The sequence below is a fragment of the Nocardia grenadensis NBRC 108939 genome, from assembly GCF_001613445.1.
GTDB lineage: Bacteria > Actinomycetota > Actinomycetes > Mycobacteriales > Mycobacteriaceae > Nocardia > Nocardia grenadensis.
Genome location: NZ_BDCJ01000020.1, coordinates 1 through 19,070 on the forward strand (window position 1 = coordinate 1; position 19,070 = coordinate 19,070).

18 protein-coding genes are annotated in these 19,070 nt (G+C 68.4%); 8 read left to right on the forward strand and 10 right to left on the reverse strand.

Translation table 11 applies throughout. From position 1 onward, the window contains the following. Positions 1-607: 607 nt before the first annotated feature. Entirely contained in the window at positions 608-2,833 is a 2,226-nt protein-coding gene (locus NGR01S_RS21070; RefSeq protein WP_063039467.1) for an MMPL family transporter, read from the forward strand. 4 nt (positions 2,834-2,837) lie between these two features. Beyond that, a complete protein-coding gene (locus NGR01S_RS21075; protein WP_063039469.1) occupies positions 2,838-3,419 on the forward strand; it encodes a TetR/AcrR family transcriptional regulator in 582 nt (193 codons plus the stop codon). A gap of 24 nt (positions 3,420-3,443) precedes the next feature. Here the strand turns inward: NGR01S_RS21075 and NGR01S_RS21080 are convergent, their stop codons facing one another. Both NGR01S_RS21080 and NGR01S_RS21085 read right to left on the reverse strand, forming a co-directional pair. Further along, on the reverse strand, positions 3,444-4,820 hold the full coding sequence (locus NGR01S_RS21080; protein WP_063039471.1) for an MFS transporter: 1,377 nt from the start codon (positions 4,818-4,820) through the stop codon (positions 3,444-3,446). Between the two features lie 230 nt (positions 4,821-5,050). Beyond that, entirely contained in the window at positions 5,051-6,199 is a 1,149-nt protein-coding gene (locus tag NGR01S_RS21085) for a glycosyltransferase (protein WP_063039473.1), read from the reverse strand. A 513-nt stretch (positions 6,200-6,712) separates the two neighbouring features. Here NGR01S_RS21085 and NGR01S_RS21090 point away from each other — a divergent pair. Then, positions 6,713-7,765 (forward strand): fatty acid desaturase family protein, encoded by a 1,053-nt coding sequence (locus NGR01S_RS21090; protein WP_063039474.1) that lies wholly within the window; start codon positions 6,713-6,715, stop codon positions 7,763-7,765. A 398-nt stretch (positions 7,766-8,163) separates the two neighbouring features. Here NGR01S_RS21090 and NGR01S_RS21095 read toward each other — a convergent pair whose 3' ends face one another. Continuing rightward, positions 8,164-9,708: an acyl-CoA carboxylase subunit beta gene (locus NGR01S_RS21095; protein ID WP_063039887.1), complete on the reverse strand. Its 1,545-nt coding sequence runs from the start codon at positions 9,706-9,708 to the stop codon at positions 8,164-8,166. Positions 9,709-10,025: 317 nt separating this feature from the next. Between NGR01S_RS21095 and NGR01S_RS21100 the strand changes: the two genes are divergently transcribed. Both NGR01S_RS21100 and NGR01S_RS21105 read left to right on the forward strand, forming a co-directional pair. After that, on the forward strand, positions 10,026-10,298 hold the full coding sequence (locus NGR01S_RS21100) for an IPT/TIG domain-containing protein (RefSeq protein ID WP_084481540.1): 273 nt from the start codon (positions 10,026-10,028) through the stop codon (positions 10,296-10,298). Positions 10,299-10,420: 122 nt separating this feature from the next. Continuing rightward, entirely contained in the window at positions 10,421-11,419 is a 999-nt protein-coding gene (locus NGR01S_RS21105; protein WP_157107363.1) for a hypothetical protein, read from the forward strand. A gap of 64 nt (positions 11,420-11,483) precedes the next feature. On the opposite strand, the gene NGR01S_RS21110 is transcribed toward NGR01S_RS21105, so the two are convergent. Both NGR01S_RS21110 and NGR01S_RS21115 read right to left on the reverse strand, forming a co-directional pair. Next, a complete protein-coding gene (locus NGR01S_RS21110) occupies positions 11,484-12,146 on the reverse strand; it encodes a response regulator (protein WP_063039481.1) in 663 nt (220 codons plus the stop codon). Beyond that, a complete protein-coding gene (locus NGR01S_RS21115) occupies positions 12,143-13,225 on the reverse strand; it encodes a sensor histidine kinase (RefSeq protein ID WP_063039483.1) in 1,083 nt (360 codons plus the stop codon). Before NGR01S_RS21115 ends, NGR01S_RS21110 begins: the two co-directional genes overlap by 4 nt. A gap of 190 nt (positions 13,226-13,415) precedes the next feature. Between NGR01S_RS21115 and NGR01S_RS21120 the strand changes: the two genes are divergently transcribed. After that, positions 13,416-13,799 carry a DUF6223 family protein gene (locus NGR01S_RS21120; protein WP_063039889.1) on the forward strand — a complete coding sequence of 128 codons (384 nt, stop codon included), beginning with the start codon at positions 13,416-13,418 and terminating at the stop codon, positions 13,797-13,799. Here NGR01S_RS21120 and NGR01S_RS21125 read toward each other — a convergent pair. The 5 genes from NGR01S_RS21125 to NGR01S_RS21140 all read right to left on the reverse strand — a co-directional run bounded on the left by NGR01S_RS21125 (position 13,784) and on the right by NGR01S_RS21140 (position 16,863). Then, a complete protein-coding gene (locus NGR01S_RS21125; RefSeq protein WP_063039491.1) occupies positions 13,784-14,329 on the reverse strand; it encodes a hypothetical protein in 546 nt (181 codons plus the stop codon). The two genes, NGR01S_RS21120 and NGR01S_RS21125, sit on opposite strands and share 16 nt — an antisense overlap. A 94-nt stretch (positions 14,330-14,423) precedes the next feature. Beyond that, positions 14,424-15,416 carry an MlaD family protein gene (locus tag NGR01S_RS21130; protein WP_084481541.1) on the reverse strand — a complete coding sequence of 331 codons (993 nt, stop codon included), beginning with the start codon at positions 15,414-15,416 and terminating at the stop codon, positions 14,424-14,426. Positions 15,417-15,676: 260 nt separating this feature from the next. After that, positions 15,677-15,805, reverse strand: coding sequence for a hypothetical protein (locus NGR01S_RS32885; RefSeq protein WP_281179782.1), 129 nt, complete (start codon positions 15,803-15,805; stop codon positions 15,677-15,679). Between the two features lie 82 nt (positions 15,806-15,887). Then, positions 15,888-16,346: a nitroreductase/quinone reductase family protein gene (locus tag NGR01S_RS21135; RefSeq protein ID WP_063039891.1), complete on the reverse strand. Its 459-nt coding sequence runs from the start codon at positions 16,344-16,346 to the stop codon at positions 15,888-15,890. Between the two features lie 133 nt (positions 16,347-16,479). Continuing rightward, complete coding sequence (locus NGR01S_RS21140) at positions 16,480-16,863, reverse strand: winged helix-turn-helix transcriptional regulator (protein WP_063039495.1); 384 nt, start codon at positions 16,861-16,863, stop codon at positions 16,480-16,482. A gap of 84 nt (positions 16,864-16,947) precedes the next feature. Between NGR01S_RS21140 and NGR01S_RS21145 the strand changes: the two genes are divergently transcribed. Then, positions 16,948-17,928: a zinc-dependent alcohol dehydrogenase family protein gene (locus tag NGR01S_RS21145; RefSeq protein WP_063039498.1), complete on the forward strand. Its 981-nt coding sequence runs from the start codon at positions 16,948-16,950 to the stop codon at positions 17,926-17,928. Positions 17,929-18,175: 247 nt separating this feature from the next. After that, on the forward strand, positions 18,176-18,613 hold the full coding sequence (locus NGR01S_RS21150) for a DUF6069 family protein (protein ID WP_063039500.1): 438 nt from the start codon (positions 18,176-18,178) through the stop codon (positions 18,611-18,613). The last annotated feature ends 457 nt before the right edge of the window (positions 18,614-19,070 follow it).

A 19,070-nucleotide genomic window follows, 5' to 3' on the forward strand; every position in this document is an offset into this window, starting at 1 on the left:
TCAATGACAATCGACGGTCGAGTGCCCGGCATGCCGATCAACCGGTTAGGCGCGTTGACCCGGGGTTTATCGGTGAATTCCGGGGTCACCGCGCGGCTGCGGCGGCAGCTCGGGCGGTACGGGGAGGCGGTAGAGGCGCATAGGCGGCGACCGACGGACCAGCTTCGAGCCGCGCTTCGGATACCGGCGGTGCTCGGCCGGTCGCACCGACGATATCGCCGCCTGCGCTGTGCGCCGGCCGACCCCGTACGTGGTTTGCCACGCCCGCCCGAACGGCCCCGTACAGCTCGACGTCTCTGTCCAGTGCCAGGGCCCGGCAGGGGATCGGCGTGCGAGCGCCGCTGAGAACGGTATGCGACTGAAGCCGTCCGCCGAGGCCACCGCGTGCATGATCACTGTCGCCGTTTCCGGGGGATGCCGGCGACCACCCGAACTCATCGGCGGGTGCGGTCGGGCGGCCGTGTGCCGATTCGGGCGGACCGAATCCGGCCTCGCCGTGCGGAATATGGGTGCCCGGCCGGTATCGGGAGTCCATTGGGGGCGTTGCCCCGCCCGAAAATGGTAGCTACTGTCATAAAACAGTAACTACCATTTTCGAGAGGCTGTCATGTCGACCCTGCTGTATCGGATCGGGCGGTTCGGTTTTCGCGCTCGACGACTCGTGCTCATGTGCTGGGTGCTGCTCGTGGCCGCCCTGGGAGTGGGGGCCGCCACCCTGGCCTCCCCTTCCGCGACCTCCTTCAGCCTGCCCGACACACAATCCCAGGAAGCCCTCGATCTACTGGCGGAGCGGTTCGCCGAGGTTCCGTCGGCCGGCGGATCCGCCCAGATCGTCTTTATCGCCGAACACGGCACCGTGACCGATCCCGTGCTGCGCCGGCGGATCACCGAGGTGGTCGACGCCGCCGCCGGGGCGGCCGAGGTGGCGGCGGTGCGCAGCCCGTACGACAGCGGCCTGATCTCGGCGGATCGGCGGATCGCCGTCGCCGAGGTGACCTACGCCGTGTCCTTCGAGGCAGTGCGTGATTCGAGTCGTCAGGAACTGATGGACGTGGTCGAACGGAGCGGTTCGGCCGACCTGCGGGTCGCGGTGGGCGGCGACGTGATGGAGCTGATGCCGGATGTCAGTAAGGAACTCATCGGGTTGCTCGTCGCCGCGGTGGTTCTCGTGATCACGCTCGGGTCGCTGGTCGCCGCGGGGATGTCGCTGGTCACCGGGCTCACCGGGGTCGCGGTCGGGCTGCTGGGAATCCTCACGGCCACCGCCTTTCTCGACCTCGGCGTCACGACCCCGATCCTCGCGCTCATGCTCGGTCTCGCCGTCGGTATCGACTACGCGCTGTTCATCGTCTCCCGCTACACCCATGAGCTGACCCGGACTCCAGACTCCGAGGAGGCCATCGGCCGGGCGGTGGGCACCGCCGGATCCGCTGTCCTCTTCGCCGGCCTGACCGTGGTGATCGCACTGCTCGGACTCGGCGTCGTGAGGATCGGGCTGCTCACCGAAATGGGGGTCGCCGCCGCGGTGACCGTGGTCGTCGCGGTGCTGGTGGCCGTCACCCTGCTGCCGGCACTGCTCGGGTTCGCCGGGCGGCGGGTGCTGCGGCGCGGCCGGCTCCGGCAAGCGACCGCGGGTGCCTCGCCGGCGGCGACCGGCCGGCCGCGGCGGACGCTCGCACAGCGCTGGGCGGCGCTGACCACCCGCCGGCCGGTGACGACACTGATCGTCGCGTTTCTCGGACTCGGTGTCCTGACCCTGCCGGCGCTGGATCTGCGCCTCGGCGTGCCGGACCAGGGCACCTATCCCGAGCATTCGACGCAACGTCGGGCCTACGACGCGGTGGCGGAAGGGTTCGGTCCGGGGTTCAACGGACCGCTGCTGGTGGTCGTCGACCTCGCGGGCGCGCCACAGCCCGCGGACGCCGCACGGCAGGTGCACGCGGCCCTGGCCGGAGCCGAAGGGGTCGCCATGGTCGCACCGCCGGAATTCAACCCGGCCGGTGATACGGCCATCATCGGGGTCGTCCCGGAGAGCGGACCCGACAGCGAACAGACCGAGCAACTGGTTCAGCGGCTACGCGGCGGTGTCGCCGACAGCGTCGCCGATTCCGGTGCCCGGATCGCGGTCACCGGAACCGCCGCCGTCATCATCGACTTCAGCAGCCGGATGGCGGACGCCCTGTGGATCTACCTCCTGGTGGTGGTCGGTCTGTCATTCCTGCTGCTGATGACGGTCTTCCGCTCGATCGTCGTACCGCTGAAGGCCACCGGGGGTTTCCTGCTCACCGTGGCGGCGACCTTCGGTGTCCTGGTGGCCACCTTCCAGTGGGGTCATCTGGAATGGCTGGGTATCCGCGATACCGATGTGGTGGTGAGCATGTTGCCGATCTTCATCATCGGCGTCGTGTTCGGGCTGGCCATGGACTATGAGGTGTTCCTGGTGACCCGGATGCGGGAGGAATACGTGCACGGCGCCGCGGCGACCGCGGCGGTCCGCGCCGGTTTCGGGTACGGCGCGCGCGTGGTGTCCGCGGCCGCGATCATCATGGTGAGCGTGTTCGCCGGGTTCGCCACCGGCGAGGCGAGCGATATCGTGCAGATCGGGGTGGCGCTGGCGGCGGCGGTCGCGGTCGACGCCTTCGTGGTCCGGATGACCATCGTCCCGGCGGTACTCGCGCTCGTCGGTGAGAAAGCCTGGTGGTTGCCGCAGTGGCTGGACCGGCTCCTGCCGAACCTCGATGTCGAGGGGGAGAAGCTGCGCGTGGCGCCGGGTCCCGACCCCGCCGACGCACACCACCGCATTGTTGCGCCGGCGAAAGGTTCGGCAGGATGAAACCATGAGCACCGGCGGGCTGCGAGAACTCAAGAAGAAGCGGACGCGTGAAGCCATCCAGGATCACGCCCTGCGCCTCTACCGGGAAAAGGGATACGCCAACACCACGCTCGAGGAGGTGGCCGCGGCCGCCGAGGTCTCGCCGAGCACGCTGTTCCGCTATTTCCCCACCAAACCGGATACGGTGCTCTTCGACCGTGTGGACCCCATCTTCCTGGAGAAGTTCCTCGCCGAGCCCGCCGAGCTCTCCCCCCTGGAAGCCGGTCGCAATGCGCTGCTCGCCGTGCTCGCCAATACCGAGCAGGATCTGGCCGTAGTGGAAACCACCCGGATGAAACTCATTGCCACCGTGCCGGAGCTACGCGGCGCCGTCGCGCAGAAGGTCGAGACGGATCTGCCGCAGTTCATCGAGGCCGTCGCCCGCCGGACCGGCCGGGAACCGGCCGATCCGCGGGTGCGGTACTGGAGCGGTGCGGTGGCGGGCGTCGCTCTGATGGCCTATCTGCGCGCGATCGAGAACGGCGAGGACATCTACGCCGTAGTCGACGAGGCACTGGAGTTCCTCGCGAACGGGATGCCGCTCTGACAGCGAACGACGCCACCGGGTCCGCTACCCGAAGGCGCGCCCCTGCTCCTTGTCCAGTGCGGTCTCGGTCTTGTTCTTCAGTACGAAGAGGTAGACGACCAGCGAGATACCGATGACGACCGTCACGTACCCGATGAACCACGGCACCTGTCCGCCGTTCTTCGCGGCCTGGTAGATCATCGGCGCGGTACCGCCGAACACCGAATTGGCCAGGGCGTACCCGATACCGACGCCCAGGGCCCGGATATGCGAGGGGAACAGCTCGGCCTTGACGATGGCATTGATCGACGTGTAGCCGGTGAGCAGCACGTAACCGACGCAGGTCACCACCAGTGTCGCCGCCACCGAGGTGGCGTCCTGGAGGAAGGTGATGAGGAACCAGGTGTAGAGGACACCGCCGATGCCGAAGAACACCAGGACGGGTCTACGGCCCACCCTGTCGCTGATCAGTCCACCGACCGGCTGCAACAGCATGAGGAACACCAGCCCGGCCAGGTTGATCCAGGTGGCCGTCATCCCCTGACCTTCGAACGCGGTCTTGACCATGGCCGGGGCATTCACGCTGTAGGTGTAGAACGCGAGGGTCCCACCCATGGTGACCAGGAAGCACACCAGCAGCGGCCGCCAGTATTCGACCAGCAGGACGCGCAGGGAGCCCGATTCGGAATCCTCACCGCGCCGGACCGCGTCGAGCTGCTCCTGGGTCAGTGATTCGTCCATGCTCCGGCGCAACCAGAACACCACGACCGCGGCCATACCGCCGATGAAGAAGGCGATACGCCAGCCGAAATCGGAGATCTCCTGCTTGTCCATGAACACCTGCAACACCAGCAGCGTGAGCTGGGCGAGCACATGGCCGCCGATGAGGGTCACGTACTGGAACGACGAGAAGAAGCCGCGGCGTTCCCGGGTGGCCGCCTCGGACATGTAGGTGGCCGACGCACCGTACTCACCGCCGGTCGCGAACCCCTGCACCAGCCGGCACAGGATCAGGATCACGGCCGCGCCCACGCCGATCGTCTCGCGTCCCGGCACGAGTGCGATCACCAGCGAACAGGCCGCCATCAGCGAGACGCTGAAGGTGAGTGCCGCACGCCGGCCGCGCCGGTCGGCGTAGCGGCCGAAGAACCATGAGCCGACCGGGCGCATGAGGAATGTGACGGCGAAGATCGCGTACACGTAGACGGTGGAGTTCTTGTCCGCCGAATCGAAGAAGTGGCTCTCGAAATACGAGGCGAACACGGTGTAGACGTAGACGTCGTACCACTCGACGAGATTGCCCGACGATCCGCGCAGTGTGTTCCAGACCGCACGGCGGGTCGCCGCCCGCGACGAGGCCGATTCGGTGGCCGGTGGCCGGCCGTCGGGAACGGCCGGTCCCGAGGTTATGGTTTCGGACATAAGTGATCCCTCTCGTTCACCCGTACACGGAGCGCGCGAGGACCGGAATCCTGCGCGGCTCGGCACTCAGTGTGCAGGTAGAGGGCACGGTCCGGGGGTGAGGTTCGGAATATCCGTTGTCGGCGCAGGGCGGGTGAGCCCGGATATCCGCACAGCCGCAGGGTCTCCGGCGGCGGCGCGCGACGGACCGGATGCGGCTGTGGTCCGTCGGCGGTGCGCACCACCGGCGGTTACTGGTTCGTGAGCTGCGCGATCACCGTGGCCGGCCCCGGCCGCTCGGCGATCTCGGCCGCGACCTCCCGGGCGCGGCGCCGGTACGAGGCGTCTTCCAGCGCCTTCGTGACCGCCGGCGCGATACCGGCTGCCGAGTCGACCGTGATCGATGCCCCGGAGGCGGCGGCGCGCGCGGCATTGACAGGTTGGTCGGCGCCTTGGGGCCAGAGCACCATCGGCAGGCCGTGTGCCAGGGCACCGAGCACGGTACCGACGCCGCCGGCGCCGACCACCAGATCGGCCCGCTCGAGCAATTGCGCCAACGGGATGAAGGGCACATACCGCACATTCGACCGGCTTGCGTGGTCGCGCGGCGCCGGGACGGACCGGCCGGCTTCCGGATGCCGGAGGGACGAGCCGAGGGTGGCGATCACATCGGCCCCGGTACCCGCCACCGCCGCCACGACCGCCTCGAGAACGTCCGGGTCGGAGAAGATCGTGCCCAGGGTGACGAGCACCGTCGGCCTGCCGCGTTCACCGATGCCGGACAGGTCGATCGCGGCGTCCTGCGGGCGGCGGTGCGCCTGTGGCCGGACCGGAAGCACCCGCGTCCCGGGGGACCAGTCCGGGTCCTGTAGTTGCGGCGGGCACGGGTCGATACAACTCGACGGGGCGACGGGCCGGAGGCCCGCCCGGTCGTACCGGGTGGCGGCCGCGCGATCGATCTCCGTGGTGATCACCGTGGGCAGCGCCGGGCCGATACCCGCCCGGTGCCAGCCGACCCCGAGCCGGGCCGCGACGATCGGGCCGATCGCATCGAACGGTTCCGCGATCACCAGGTCCGCACCCCAGCCGGTGGCCCGGTCGATGCTGTCCTCGATACCGAGGTCGACGCGTGCGCCACCGAAGATCTCCCCGATCATCGCGGGTGCGGGCCGGTACATATCCGTCCCCGTGCGCCGGGCCGCTTCCTCGGAGAACGTGCCGGGCATCGCGCCCGCCCCGAGGTAGTCGACCGCCGGTGGAAGCTCGCCTTCGACAGTGTCGCGGAATCCGGCACTCGACAGGAGGCCGACGCTGTGCCCGGCCGCCACCGCCGCGTGCACGAGCGGCACCAGGGGCAGGATGTGGCCGAAGGCGGGGGTTGCGCTGAACAGCAGTTGCACGGGTTCTCCGGATCGTTGGGGATACGTTCGTCGGCAGCGGATTCCGATATCAGGGTGACATGTCCGCGGCCGGCGGTACGAATTCGCGGAGGGGCGCCGATGCCCGCCCGGCCGTGGCATCCGCGACCAGTACGGTCGCATCGAGCCGGATCGGTGCGGTGGGTGCGCCGCCGGCCGCGAGCCGGGATGCCATTCTCGGAATGCCATCGGGCGAGCAGGGATGTTTCGTGTTCGGTCCCACCGATCGCGGCCATGACGTACTTCCGGAAAACGAACGTGCCTGTGGGCGGCGATGCTAGCCGCGGAGATCCCCGGATATCACCCCACAGTGCGATTCGATCTCATACCGAGGGTTTACCGGGGTCGAGAATCCGGTCGATAGCGTCGGTTCCACGACATCACCACACCGTCTCGCACCGGGCATTACCCGCTGGGTCGGGTCTCCCATCGAGAGAGACCGGACGGCACCGGAAACGGGCGGGCGGGATCCGCACTCGACTCCGAGGAATTTCTATGACAACACCGGCCTTGGTCCCGGAATCACCGCCCCGGTCCGCGCGGCGCGGCGGCACCGGCGGCGACTACGCCCGCCTGCTGCGCCGGATCTCCGACGCGGGACTGATGAACCGGCGGCCCGGCTATTACGCCGTCCGGCTCGGTCTGGTGGGAATCGCGTACGTGGCCGGCTGGCTGGTGTTCGCCCTCGTCGGCGACTCGTGGTGGACACTCGCGGTGGCGGCGTTCCTGGCCGTGGCCTGCGCGCAGGTGGCACTCGTCATGCACGATGTCGCACATCGCCAGGTCTTCCGGCTTCGGCGGCCGACGGAACTCGTGGGCCGGATCGTCGGTAACGCGGGCATCGGCTTGGGCTACGGCTGGTGGCAGGACAAGCACACCCGCCATCACGCCAACCCGAACCACGAGGAACTCGACCCCGATGTCGCGCCCGACATCCTGATCTGGTCGCAACGGCAGGCGCGGGCCGGCCGCGGCCTGCCTCGTATCATCGGACGGGCGCAGGCATTCCTGTTCTTCCCCCTACTGCTGTTGGAAGGTGTCAACCTCCACATTGCGGGCATCCGCGCACTCCGCAATCGATCGATCGGACACCGCGGTGTGGAAGGCGCGCTGCTGCTCGGCCACTTCGCCGCCTACCTGGCCGCGGTGTTCGCGGTCCTGCCCGCCGACAAGGCATTCGCGTTCCTCATCGTCCACAAGGCGCTGTTCGGCCTGTACATGGGCTGCGCCTTCGCCCCGAACCACAAGGGTATGCCGACCCTGACCGGCGACGACCGCCCCGACTATCTACGTCGGCAGGTGCTGACCTCCCGCAATGTGCGGGGCGGTGTCCTGACCGACCTCGCGCTCGGCGGGCTCAACTATCAGATCGAGCACCATCTGTTCCCGAGCATGCCGACGCCGAATCTGCGCCACGCACAACGGATCGTCCGCGACTACTGCGCCGAAATCGGTGTGCCCTATCACGAGACCGGTCTGATCACGTCGTATCGGGAAGCGCTGGCCCACCTGCATCGGGTCGGCGCACCCCTGCGCGCCACCGGCTGACTCCGGGCGTACCGCGCCGCTTGTGCCATCGGAGTTCGCGATACCCCGAGCCCGCCGCGGGCCGGTCGGCGGTGCGGTGTGATCCGCGGCCGCCGACGGGCCCGACAGAGCGTCACCTACTGACTGCCGATGGAATCCACCACCGGATCCGGCCTCGGCACGGCCTGATCAGTAGTAGGCCCCGGAGAGCATGCCCAGCATGTTCAACCACACGATGTATTTCAGGAAGCCAGGCATATCCATCTTTCTCGGTTGTCGGTCCTGGTCATCGAACGGCGGCCATATGCGGATCGCCGTCCGAATCCCACGCGCCGCGCTGGAATGCGTGCGCTGCTGCGTCTTTCGCGCGCCGATGCGTATTCGTTACATTGCCGGCATCGACCGGCGGGTCCGCCCGGTCACAGCGGCAGTAGGTGATGCTTGCGCGGGTAGCGGATGACCTTCTTGTCGCGGAGCAGGTGCAGGGCCCGCCGCAGCTCCAGCCGGGTGGCCGACGGCTCGATCACACTGTCGATGTAGCCGCGCTCGGCCGCGACCCACGGGGTGGCGACGGTCGCGTTGTAGAAGTCGATCATCTGCTGCCGTAGTGCGGCCCGCTGGTCCTCGGGGGTGGCGTCGAGCACCTTGCGCTGGGTCAGGCCCACCGCGCTCTCGGCGCCCATGACCGCGATACGCGCGGTGGGCCAGGCCAGGTAGATATCGCAGCCGAGCGCCTTGGCGCCCATGACCGCCCACCCGCCGCCGTAGGCCTTGCGGACCACCACGGTGACCTTGGGGACGGTGGCCTCCACGTAGGCGAACAGGAACCGGCCGCCGCGTTTGATGACGCCCACCTTCTCCTGTTCCACGCCGGGCAGGAAACCGGGGGTGTCGACGATCAGTACCAGCGGAATCTCGAAGGCGTTGCAGATGTGGATGAAATGCGCTGCCTTGTCGCCGGCCTTGGCGTCGAGCGCGCCCGCGAGCACGGTCGGCTGGTTGGCGACCACACCCACCGGGTGACCGTCGACGCGGGCGAACCCGGTGATCAGGTTCTTGGTGGCGGCCGCGCCGATCTCGTGGAACTCACCGTCGTCGAAGATGCGCAACAGCACGTCGTGCATATCGTAGACGGCATTGTCCGAGTCGGGGACCAGTGTGTTCAGGCTCAGATCGGATTCGGTGACCTCCGGCTCCAGTCCGGGGTTCACGATCGGCGGGAGTTCGACGGCGCTCGACGGCAGGTAGCTCAGGTAGTTGCGCACCCACGCGAAGGCGGACGCCTCGTCCTCGGCCACATGGTGGATATTGCCGTAGGCGGCCTGGTTGTAGGCACCGCCCAGCTCCTCCATGTCCACCTTTTCACCGATGGCGTCCTCGATGATCTTGGGCCCGGTGACGAACATGTGCGCGCTCTTGGTGGCGACTACGACATCGGTGCAGATCGGCTGGTAGACCGCGCCGGCCGCGCAGTTACCGAGGATGAGCGAGACCATCGGTACCGCACCCGAGAGCGGTTCCATCTTGGTCGCCAACTCGCCGTACCAACGCAGCGACGTCACGGCCTCCTGGACACGCGCGCCGCCGGAGTCGTTGATACCGACCAGCGGGCAACCCATCCGGCCCGCCAGGTCCATGATCGCGGCGACCTTCCGGCCGAACATCTCGCCGATGGTGCCGCCGTACACGGTCTGGTCATGGGAGAACACCGCGACGGGCCGGCCGTCCACCAGCCCCCGTCCGGTGACCACTCCGTCACCGTAGAGGGCGTCCTTGTCCGCCGGGTTCCGCACGAGGGCACCGATCTCCACGAAGGTGCCCGGGTCCAGCAGCATCTCGATGCGGTCGCGGGCGGACGGTATGCCCTTACGCGCTCGCTTGGCGGCCCCCGCCTCGCCGGCCGGCTCCTGCGCTAGCTCCAGTTTCTTACGCAGGTCGGCCAGTTTCTCGGCGGTAGAGGTCATCGAGTACATCCTCATTTCTCAGCAGGAAATACCGCACCGTAATCGGGGGTGGATGTCACCGTACCCGGACTGCCGGGCGGGTGGGTTTGTGAGCTCTCACCGATGTCGGTCCGCGCGGCGAGAGCCGTCGGCGCCGCGGTGGTTCCGCGGCCTCCCGGACGTCCGAAAACAGACGAAAACGGACGAAAACGGATCGTGAGATGCATTGCCCGGCAACAGATCCAGGCGCCTAATGAAAGAGCGGGCGGCTATCAGAGCTCGAGTAGATCACTCCATGCAGCGAAGGACATCACTCCGGTAAGAAGGAAGCAGGCACCATGCCTACCATCACATCTCTGTCCCCGACCTCCGGCCCCACCACCGGGGGCACGAGCGTGACCATCACGGGCGCGGGTTACAACGGCCCCACCACTGTCCGCTTCGGCGCCACCGCCACCACCCTCACCCTTGATTCCCCCACCCGGATCACTGCCATCGCCCCCGGTGGTCCGGCCGGTACCGCGGCGGTCGGCGGATCGGTGGGCACGGCACAGGTCACCGTCACGGGCCCTGGCGGGACCAGTAACGGCCTGGGCTACAGCTATATGTGACACCTGAGAGAGCCGGGTCGTCGGCAGGTTCGGCGGGCGACCCGGCCTCGCCGTGGTCGAACCAGCGATGCCGGGGTCTCCGGCACAGTGGCCGGAGACCGGCGGGGTAAAGGGGGTTTTCGTTGGCAACCGTGTTGAAGGTGCTGTTGGCCGAACAGCATTTGAAGAGCCATCCGGACTTCTTGGCCGCGTACGACAGGTGCGCGGCCCAGCTCGACCCGCCCATCCCCCCGGGCTATGGACCGGCGAAAGCCCAGTATTACCAGTGGCTCTCCGGTCGCATGATCGGGCTGCCCCGTGACTATCACTGTCGGGTGCTGGAAAAGATGTTCCCGGGCTGGACAGTCGAGGGTCTGTTCCAGATCGCCGGATCGGCGCCGGCCCCCGGACGATCGCTGCCCGCGGGTGCCGCCGACGTCGATATCCTGCTCGAGGCTTTCTTCGGTGCCGAGATGGTTACGGGGGAGGCCCTTCTCGTGCACCCGTCGTTCGAGTTGACCGGGCCCGTGCACGACCGTCGTTCGCCGGGTGTCGCGCGCCGGTGCCTCTTCGGCAGGAAGGACGGGGCCCCCGCGCCGCGGCAGCCCCCGGAAACCCTGGTCGTACTGGAGAGCGACCTCCGCGGCCTGCTGTACGTTCTCGATCTGCTCCAGCGGCATACACGTATTCCGATCAGGGTGCGGAGTGACCGCGACGTCGCAGCACACCACGACCGCCCCTTCGTCAGCTTCGGGCTCGGCGGCAACGACTGTGTCCGCAGATATGCCGAGATCGCCGAGCGGCCACTGTTCACCGTCGACGACAGCGCGACCGGCGATGGCTTCTACCCACAGTGGGTGGAGCTCAGCGACGGATATCGTTTCGACGCGCACGGCGTCGCCGATATCGGCATCATCGCGCGGGTGCGACCGAGCCCCGACCTGCACCCCGGCCGATACTGGGTGTACTGCGGGGGCCTGGGCCTGCGTGGTACCGCGGGTGCGGGACGGTATCTCGCCGATAACTGGCGCCCCTTGCAGCGCAGTGTCGGCGACCACGATTTCGTGGCGATCGTCGGACTCCACAAGCACTCCGACGAGGCGAACGGTATGGAACATCTGCTGATCGGTTCGGCCGGATAACTCGCCGCCGGACGCGATCCACAGTGGTCCGGCCGGGTGGTGTCGGACGCCGCGGAACAGGGCATCATGCCCGGTGCGGGATCACGAGGCCGGATTCATAGGCCAGGACCACCAATTGGGCGCGGTCGCGGGCGTGGAGTTTGGTCATGGCGCGATTGACGTGGGTTTTGGCGGTGAGCGGGCTGATCACCAGGTGGGTGGCGATCTCATGGTTCGAAAGACCGCGCGCGACGAGGACGACCACCTCCCGCTCACGGGCGGTCAGCCCGATCGTTCCGGCGATCCGGTCCGGGGCCGGCGGCCGGCTGACGTATCGGTCGATGAGTTTGCGCGTGATCGACGGCGCGAGCAGCGCGTCACCGCGGGCCGCGACCCGGACGGCGTGTACGAGGTCTTCCGGGTGGATGTCCTTGACCAGGAATCCAGCCGCGCCCGCCCGCAGGGCATCGAAAACGTGCTCGTCGAGACCGTAGTTGGTCAGGATCACCACATGTACCCGGGCCAGGGCCGGGTCCGCGGCGATACGCCGGGTCGCCTCGATACCGTCCACGACCGGCATCTGGATGTCCACCAGTGCGATATCGGGCAGCTGCTCGCGAGCCAGCTCGAGGCCCCGGGCGCCATCGGCGGCCTCGGCCACCACCTCGATATCGTCTTCCAACTCGAGCAGTGCGCGGAAACCGCTGCGGATCAGCGGTTGGTCGTCGATCAGCAGGACCCGGATCACGGCGCCCGCTCCACGGGCAGTTCGGCTCGGACGGTGAACCCGCCCTCGCTGCGCGGCGCGGCGTGTAACCGGCCGCCGAGAGCGGTGACCCGTTCGCGCATCCCCAGTAGTCCCACACCCGGGCCGGAAGTGAGGTCCGGTGTGGCCCGACCGTCGTCGTCCACCCGGATCACCACAGAGTCCGGGTGGTAATCGATACGGACGGTTGCGGTCCCGGCGGCGGAGTGCCGGGTGATATTGGTCAGCGATTCCTGGATGATCCGGTACGCGGTCCGGTCCACGGCCACCGGTAGCGGGTCGGGCCGCCCGGCGACCGTCAATGTCGTATCCAGGCCGGTGGTGCGGACCCGGTCCACCAGCTCCGCGATATGATCGAGTCCGTACGACGGTGGGCGGTCGTCGCGCAGGACCGCCAGGGTGGCCCGCAGCTCGCGGGACGCCTCGCGCCCGGCCTCCAGGATCGCGAGCAGCGCGTCGGGCACCTGCTCGCCGCGCCGGCGGGCCGAGTGGACGGCCACCTCGGCCTGCACTTTGATCACCGAGATCTGGTGGGTCAGTGAATCGTGCAGCTCCCGCGCGATATGTAATCGCTCTGCGTCCGCCCGGCGCCGCGCGGTCTCCTCACGAGTCCTTTCGGCCTCGTCGGCGCGCCGCTCGGCCTGCCGCAATGCTTCGCCCGCCGCGCCCGCGGCGACCAGCCATGCCAACTGGAGCACGTCGCGCGATTCCATGAACGCCTGGCCCACGAGCAGTCCGCGCGGCGAAATCAGCAGCGCCAAGGGCATGGCCGCCACCATCACCACCGACCCCGCCACGGCCGCCACCCAGCGCCCGGCGCGGACAGCCGCGTACACGGCGACCAGGAACGCCACCGCGGGTACGTCCACCCCGAGGGCCTGATACGCCAACGCGGTCGACCCTGTCACGGCCAGCACGGCGACCGGCGCCCGGCCGGCCGCGGCCGGCGCCAGCCCGCCGACGACCAGCAGCACCCAGCCGACCGGCGGCCCGGACAACCCGGAAACCAGTTGGAACACCGCGATGCCCGCGGCGACCGCCCAGTTCCGGAGCCTTTCCATTGCTGCACCCTAGCTCGACGCGCGTGCAGCAGAATCGTGCACGGGGATGATCACCGGCTACTGCGGCCGCAGTACTCCTGCCGGTACCTGCGCCCTCGGCGGTAACCGGAATGCCTCCGTGCGCAGGACGACCGGAGGTGCACTCGGCGGCGACGATAGCCCATATCGGTTGTCGGAGAAGGAGGACGTCATGTCCGTTCAGCAGCTACTCGTCACCTCGGAGATCCTGGCGCAGGCGGCCGCCGCCGGGCCGACCGCCGGACGTGTGTGGTCCCTGGTGGGTGTGGCGGTGGGAGTCACGGGTGTGGTGCTCGGTGTGCGTGCCGTCATCCGCCGGGCCGGACAGCGTTCGGCGGTTATCGCACTGGTGGCCGGGGTGGTCGGTCTGGTGGTCGGTCTGGCGGTCGTCCTCGGCGCCGAGGGCGGACCCGGCACCGGGTACGGGATCGTCGGCGGCGTCCTCGCACTGGCCATCGGATCGGTCGCCGCGGTCCTCGGTGCGCTCGCGCTGTGGCGGGTTCGGCTCTCGCGGGGGCATCGGGTTCCCGGCCGGGGTCCTCATCGCGGGCGGTAGTCGGCGACAAGCCACTCTTCCCCTACACGCTGCACACTGACGGTTACCAGGGTGGGGACGCCGACCGGTTCCGGGTGCCGGACGTTACGGGTCTGCTGGGTCGCGAAAACCGTGACGAGGTAGTTGTCGGCGTCGACGGCCTCGACCGCGGTGCCCACCACCTCGCCCTGGGCGACGACCTCGGCCTCGGTCATGATCTTCGCGAGTGTGTCGCCGACGGTGTCGTAGCGGTGGGAGAACGCGGCGGTGGTCCCGTGCCGGACGCCGGCGAAGAAGGCGTCGAGACTGCGGAAGTCGTAGGTCAGCGACCGGTGCGCGTAGCCGGCGGCGACCGCGGCCACCCGGTCGCGATCGGTGATGCGGCCGCGCAGGTCGTCGAGTTCGTGCTCGGTGGAATACCAGCGCCATCCGAGAAGTACCGTCAGGACGACGAACGCGGCCGCGGCGAGTCCCCACGCCGATACAGTCGCAGGCGATGCGCGCCGTTCATCGAGCTTCCGCTCTGTGCCGGACGCCGGGGTGTCGCTCACTGTGGATCCTCGCTCGCTACGGAATTCTCGGTGTGCCGGGTTTTTTCGCCGATGGGGGAGACCTCGGGATCGATCCCGCACGGCCGAATGCACGTCATCGGCACGCCGCTCGCTGTCCTGCTCCGGTGAGGCCGGCCGGAGCCCACGGCCAGGCCGAACAGATGGCCGCGGATTCCGTGCTTCCCGCCGGATCGTCCGAGTTCAAACCGCTGATCAGTTCCGGCTTCAGTGACAGGACCTCCACGAGCTGATCGGGGCGAGCAGCGAGTATGCGCAACTGCTCGTGCAGCGCCGGGTAGTCGTCTTCGGGAAGGGACGGTTCGGTGAGCAGCCCGCCGTCCGTATCGAGGCCCGCGTCCTCGGAGAACATTGAGTTCACCAGTTCCGCGGCGTCGTCGAACAGCCCTACCAGGGCGGCGATCCCCTCGATCAGTACACCGACCTGTTCGGCGACACCACCGATCTCGGTGGCGAGTTTCCCCAGGTTGTGAATGAACACCGCCACCGCCGCGTGCTCGTTCGTCGCGTACTCGAGCAGATCGCCCAGAGCCGTCAGGACCGGTCCGATCCCCGTACCGTCGCCCTGGAGGACCCGGCCCACGTTCTCCGCCACCCGGCCAAGTTCCTCGATGTCGAGCGCGGTGAACAACGGCCGGAATCCGTCGAACAGCCGCGATACGTCCACGCCCGGCGTGGTCCGCTCACGTGGAATCGTTGCGCCGGAGTCGAGTACGGCACCTCCGGGCCCGGACTCGAACAATTCCAGGTAGTACTGCCCGAGCAGGCTCTGATAGCGGACCGCGGCGTGGGTGGTCTCCAGGACCGACCGGTCGTGACCGACGGTGAAACCCACCCGGGCCGTGGCGTCGTCGGCGATCTCGATCGCGGTGACGGTTCCGATCCGGGATCCGGCCACTTGTACACCGCTGCCGGCGGTGAGCCCGGAGACATCGGTGAAGACCGCCGCGTATTCGGTATCGCCCTCGGCGGCCGGTCCGCGCGCGGTGGTCATGATCAGGCTCAGGCAACACACTGCGACAACACCGAAGACGGACAACCCGATCGCGGGGCCACGCACGGATGACATCGGACTCCTTCTGGGGTCGGCCGGCCGTGCGATGTGCGGCGCGGTGCCGGCGACGATTCGAGCTGCGCTCGAGCCGGTCGGTCGACGACCGGGGACGCCGCGACGACGGGGCAGTTCCGGTGGCCGGTGACAGGCAAGGGCGACCGAACCGTATGGCACGACCGGTGGCAGACCCAGATCCAGAATCATGGCGAACATATCTCGGCGTAGCGAGATCGCCTGCCGCCGAAGATCTCTCGGCACAAAATGGCCGAGGCGGCCTACGGGCCATCCTCGGCGACCTTCAGATGCGCGGTGAGGTCATCGACGAATCGGCCGAGTAGTCCGCCGAAAGTGCCGCGGTCTTCGTCGGGCCGGTCGGCCAATGCTCCGGTGAACCAACCGAGCATCCCCAGTACAGGTGGGAGATCCCGCCGATGGTCACCGGTTTGCGCGCAGCCGAGGGCCGGGAGCGGATGCCGCCGTGCCGCCCTACCCGGCCCGGCCCGATACTCGTTCCACCACCACGAGCGGAATCTCCCGTTCGGTCTGCTGCTGATGTGCGGCCATATGCGGGAACCGGTCTGCCAGCATCGCGAACAGGCGCTCGCGTTCGGCACCGGTGGCGGTATGCGCGGTACCGGTGAACAGGTCGATACCCGCCGGGGTGGGCCGCTCGACGATGACCTGCGGCTCGGCCATCAGATTCCGGTACCACGCCGGGTGTTCGGCCGCGGCCATATTGGACGCCCACAACACGGTGCGATCATCGCCGTCGGTCAGGTACCCGAGCGGCACGATATGTTGCCGCCCGCTGCGCCTGCCGACAGTGGTCAGTAGAACGAGGTCGGATCCCTTCGGCATCCCGTCCATCGTGATCTTCCCGCCTTCGGCGCGGAAGTTCTCGACCACGGAACGATTGAACGCGCGCATATCACTCGGCAACGACATCTGCGAGATATTAGTCCCCCTGTTCCGCTGTGCGCGGATCGAGACGTCGGTGCCGCGCACGGCGGTAACCGATCTTCCGACTCCGCCGAGCCGGGTCGTGTGGGAGTCTTCGGATGACCGGCCGTCGTCGGGATCAACCCGCCCGGGGAGCGCGATCCGGCTCGGCGGTCCGGGCCGCCTCCTGGAAGTCGACGATGGCCTCGCCGTGGTCTCGCGCCCAATTCGTCAGGACTTCGATGGGTTCGACGAGGGTCCGGCCGAGGTCGGTGAGGCTGTACACGACCCGCCGTGGCGCTTCGGCACGACGGTCGACCAGACCGTACCGCTGGAGCCGGCGCAGTGTCTGGGTGAGGACCTTGCGCGAGATGCCGCCGATGAGGTCGACGAGTTCGCCGTGCCTGCGAGGTCGTTGGCTGAGCCCGAAGAGCACCAGCACGGTCCATTTGTCGGAGATGATCTCGACCGCCAGGCGGGTGGGGCAGTCGGCGAGGAAGGCCGGTCCGGCGGTGTTCTGCATGGAACTCGAAGGTACCAGGAGGTAACGCACGGCTCCGTAGCGTTCTGGAGCAGCGCATTCCGCGCTGGATACGGAGGAATCACCATGTCACGAGTCGTCGTATTCGACCGGTTCGGCGGGCCGGATGTCATGCATATCGTCGAGGAACCGGTCGTCGAGCCCGCAGCCGGTGAAGTACGGGTCAGGATCGAAGCGTTCGCCGTCAATCCACTCGATCTGATGATGCGTTCCGGCAGCATGCCCGCGGCCGTCACCTTGCCGCACGCCCGACTGGGCGTCGAAGGAACCGGCATCGTCGACGCGGTGGGCCCCGAGGTCACCGGATTGGCGGCAGGCGATCCGGTCGTCCTCACCGCCGTTCCGGACGCGAGCGTCCGGGGTAGCTACGCCGAATACACCACGGTCCCCGCGCGCCGTGTCCTCGCGCGGCCGGCCGGGCTCGGCGTCACGGAGGCGGCGGCGATCTGGGTCGCCTTCTCCACTGCCTATGGCGCGCTCGTGGAGAAGGCGCGGATGCGTCCCGGCGACCATGTTCTCATCACGGCCGCGTCCGGCGGCGTCGGCCGGGCGGCGATGCAGATCGCGAACCAGATCGGCGCCGTGCCTCTCGCCGTCACCCGGCATGCCGCGAAGCGGGACGCGTTGACGGCCGCCGGTGCCGCCGGGGTCATCGTCACCGACCAGGTGGATATCGCCGCCGCCGTCCGTCATCACACCGGCGGGATCGGTGCCGATATCGTCCTCGATCTGGTGATGGGCCCCGGCCAGCAGGATCTCCTGGCGGCGGCCCGTCCGGGCGCGACGCTGGTGGCGGCAGGCTTTCTGGATCCGCGACCGACGCTCTTCCCGGGCGGCACGCCGCTCACGATCCACGGCTACCGGAGTTTCGAGCACACCCTCGACGCCGTGGTGGTGCGGCGCATGGCGGCCTTCTTGAACGCCGGTGTACGCCTCGGCGCACTGCGGCCCGCCGTCGATGCGGTGTTCGGCCTCGACGATATCGTCGAGGCGCATCGCCACCTGGAGAAGGGGCTGCACGCCGGGAAGATCGTCGTCACGGTCTAACCGGGCCCGTGCGTACATGTTCGCCTGCCGTACATGGATGGCCGGCGCTGGTCGCGGCCGTGCGCGGTGGTTTCGGTGGCCACCGCGCACCGGCGATTCGTCGAGCGGGGCGGCGTATCCGGCGGCGATGCGGTGGACCCACCGCGCTGAGTGATCTGTATCTCTCTACGCCTCGATGGATTGATCTAAACATTTGTTTAGGTTTCACGATGGTCTCACGCGAACTGCGCAGCTTAAGGAGATCGTCATGAGCATCGCGACCAATCCAGCGGCCACCACGCGGATCCCCGCACTGAATCGCCCCGTCGCCCTCTTCGGCGCGATCGGCGCCGCGCTCCTGGCCAACCTCGTCGTCTGGCTGATCGGGGCGGCCGCCGGTGGCACCTTCGAAATGACCGACGCGGGCCGGGTGCAGAGTGTTGCCCCCGGCGGAATCATCATGATGACGGTGGTCCCGATGCTGACCGGTCTCGGCGCGGCCGTCCTGCTGTCCTACAAGTGGATCGGTGTGCTGCGCATCGCCGCGGTGATCGGCTCGGTGCTCGCCGTCGCCACCATCGGCATGACGGTGAGCGCCGACTTCGACACCGCGTCCACGGTCGCACTGTCGATCACGCACCTGACCCTGGTCCCCGCCCTCGTTGTCGCCACCGAGGGCCTGCGCCGCAAGTTGATCGACAGGTGAGATACGCGGACGAGAGAGGCCTGCGTCCAATGGGCGCAGGCCTCTCTTCGCATGCGATCGTCGCAATTCGTAGCGTTCGGATCGGGCACGTGGTCACGCGTTCTCGGTGTGAGCGGTGGCGGCCGAGGCCCCGCGCAGTGGTGCGATCTCGTGTTCGATGCGCTCGGTTCATCACGGCGCGCCGGTTCAGCGCGTCCCGGCAGGTAGGTGCGGCGGAAGCTGCGCGCCCGCTAACGAGCCCGAACGGGCCCTGTTCGTGTACGGCACGGAACCGGGATCCGGCTCGCCCGACGCACTGCAACTCCGCGCGGCCAGGATCCCCTCCACGCCGACCGGCCGATTCCGGGAGCTGTCGGGCAGCGATGTGGTCCGCCAACCGGTAGGCGGCGCCGCGAGGTCTGCGGCCGAGGAGGCCGGCGATTCCCGCCGGCCGAATCCGCCCGACTGGCTTTTTATT

Coding starts and splice junctions, on each gene's coding strand:
- NGR01S_RS21070 (WP_063039467.1), top strand. CDS start 608: ATGTCGACCCTGCTGTATCGGATCGGGCGGTTCGGTTTTCGCGCTCGA.
- NGR01S_RS21075 (WP_063039469.1), top strand. CDS start 2,838: ATGAGCACCGGCGGGCTGCGAGAACTCAAGAAGAAGCGGACGCGTGAA.
- NGR01S_RS21080 (WP_063039471.1), bottom strand. CDS start 4,820: ATGTCCGAAACCATAACCTCGGGACCGGCCGTTCCCGACGGCCGGCCA.
- NGR01S_RS21090 (WP_063039474.1), top strand. CDS start 6,713: ATGACAACACCGGCCTTGGTCCCGGAATCACCGCCCCGGTCCGCGCGG.
- NGR01S_RS21095 (WP_063039887.1), bottom strand. CDS start 9,708: ATGACCTCTACCGCCGAGAAACTGGCCGACCTGCGTAAGAAACTGGAG.
- NGR01S_RS21100 (WP_084481540.1), top strand. CDS start 10,026: ATGCCTACCATCACATCTCTGTCCCCGACCTCCGGCCCCACCACCGGG.
- NGR01S_RS21115 (WP_063039483.1), bottom strand. CDS start 13,225: ATGGAAAGGCTCCGGAACTGGGCGGTCGCCGCGGGCATCGCGGTGTTC.
- NGR01S_RS21120 (WP_063039889.1), top strand. CDS start 13,416: ATGTCCGTTCAGCAGCTACTCGTCACCTCGGAGATCCTGGCGCAGGCG.
- NGR01S_RS21130 (WP_084481541.1), bottom strand. CDS start 15,416: ATGTCATCCGTGCGTGGCCCCGCGATCGGGTTGTCCGTCTTCGGTGTT.
- NGR01S_RS32885 (WP_281179782.1), bottom strand. CDS start 15,805: ATGCTCGGTTGGTTCACCGGAGCATTGGCCGACCGGCCCGACGAAGAC.
- NGR01S_RS21135 (WP_063039891.1), bottom strand. CDS start 16,346: ATGTCGTTGCCGAGTGATATGCGCGCGTTCAATCGTTCCGTGGTCGAG.
- NGR01S_RS21140 (WP_063039495.1), bottom strand. CDS start 16,863: ATGCAGAACACCGCCGGACCGGCCTTCCTCGCCGACTGCCCCACCCGC.
- NGR01S_RS21145 (WP_063039498.1), top strand. CDS start 16,948: ATGTCACGAGTCGTCGTATTCGACCGGTTCGGCGGGCCGGATGTCATG.
- NGR01S_RS21150 (WP_063039500.1), top strand. CDS start 18,176: ATGAGCATCGCGACCAATCCAGCGGCCACCACGCGGATCCCCGCACTG.